Source organism: Mesorhizobium sp. M7A.F.Ca.CA.001.08.2.1 (assembly GCF_003998455.1).
Classification (GTDB): Bacteria; Pseudomonadota; Alphaproteobacteria; order Rhizobiales; family Rhizobiaceae; genus Mesorhizobium; species Mesorhizobium ciceri.
This window is the reverse complement of sequence record NZ_RZPW01001055.1, coordinates 1-1,667: the sequence shown is the minus strand read 5'-3', so window position 1 is coordinate 1,667 and position 1,667 is coordinate 1. Positions and strand designations below refer to the sequence as shown.

The following is a 1,667-nucleotide window of genomic DNA, read 5'->3' as shown; positions in this document are numbered from 1 at the left end:
TCGTCATCCCGGCTTCCACCGCCGACGCGATCTGGCTGGCGCGCGATCTCGCCCGGCTCATGGACGAGATCGAGACGGAAGGCACCGACTGGGCCAAGCTCACCGATCTGGTGACCGGCAATCTTGCCGGATGGTGGCAGGTGACGCTCGAATTCCTTGGCATCGTCACCGAAGCCTGGCCGAAATTCCTCGCGGAAAGCGACCGCTCCAATCCGGCCGCGCATCGCAGCGCGCTGATCCGCGCCGAGGCGGCGCGGCTGCAGCGCAATCCGCCTGCCGGCCCGGTCATCGCCGCAGGCTCGACCGGCTCGATACCAGCGACGGCCGAATTGCTTGCCGCGATCGCGCGCCTGCCCGGCGGCGCCATCGTGCTGCCGGGTCTCGACCGGACGCTGGACGAAGCGTCGTTCCAGGCGATTGCCGCGCCTGGCGCGCGTCCAGCCGTACTCGGCCACCCGCAATATGGCTTGGCCAGGCTGATCGGCAAGATCGGCGTATTGCGCGGCGACGTCGAGGAGATTGGCGTGGCCGAACCGCGACGTGCGCTTCGCGCTGCCCTTGTCGGCGAAGCGCTGCGGCCGGCCGAAACCACCGAACTCTGGGCCGAGACACGTGCCGGTTTCCCGGCGTCCGACATTGCCGGCGCCTTCGCCGAGGTGACCTTGCTCGAAGCCGCCAGCGAACGTGATGAGGCCGTGGCCATCGCTGTCGCGCTCAAGCGCGCGGTCGAACATCCCGGCCAAAGGGCGGCTCTCGTCACCGGCGACCGCGCATTGGCGCGGCGCGTCTCGATCGAGCTCCAGCGCTTCGGCGTCGTTGCCGACGATTCCGGTGGCACACCGCTCGCCAACACCCCGGCGGCCAGCCTGCTCAGGCTGGCGCTCGAGGCACTGTTCCGGCCAGGCGATCCGGTTGGCCTGCTGTCGCTGCTCAAGCATCCGCTGCTCGGCCTCGGCCTCGAACGGGCCGATGTGCGCCACGCGGCGGAGCTGATCGAACTGGTGGCGTTGCGCGGCGGCACAGGCCGCCCCGACATCGTTTCGCTACCGGAACTGTTCGAAGCCCGCCTCACCGGCTTGGGCGGCGGCAGCCGACAGCCCTTCTGGTTTTCCCGGCTGACCGTGCGCTCTATCGAAACTGCGCGGAATTTGCTCGAACGTCTCAAGCAGGCGCTGGCGCCGCTCGCAGCCTTCCGAGGCCGGGATGACGCCGACCTTGCCGCGCTTGTCAGGGCCAGTGTCGTGACACTCGAAAATCTCGGCCGCACCGCCGACGGCGGCCTTGGCGAACTCTATGCCGGTGACGCCGGCGAGAAGCTTGCCGAACTGCTGCGCGGGCTGGTCGCGGCTTCGGCTTCGCTGTCCTTCGCGGCGACCGAGTGGCCCGACATCATGGCGGCGCTGATCGCGCCTGAAACGGTCAAGCCGGCACAAGGCACCGACCGGAACATCGCCATCTGGGGCGCGCTGGAAGCCCGGTTGCAGACGGTCGACACGCTGGTCATCGGCGGGCTCAACGAGGGCGTATGGCCGCGCAAGCCAGAGAGCGACCGCTTCATGTCGCGGCTGATGAAGACCGGCATCGACCTCGAGCCGCCCGAGCGGCGTATCGGCCTTGCCGCGCATGATTTCCAGATGGCCATGGGCGCCGGGAAGGTGGTGCTGTCC

General features: G+C 69.0%; 1 protein-coding gene. It reads left to right on the top strand.

Annotated elements, in window-relative coordinates; genetic code table 11:
- Positions 1-1,667, top strand: a 1,667-nt coding sequence (gene addB / locus EN914_RS34665) for a double-strand break repair protein AddB (RefSeq protein WP_127389650.1), incomplete at both ends; no start/stop codon positions are given.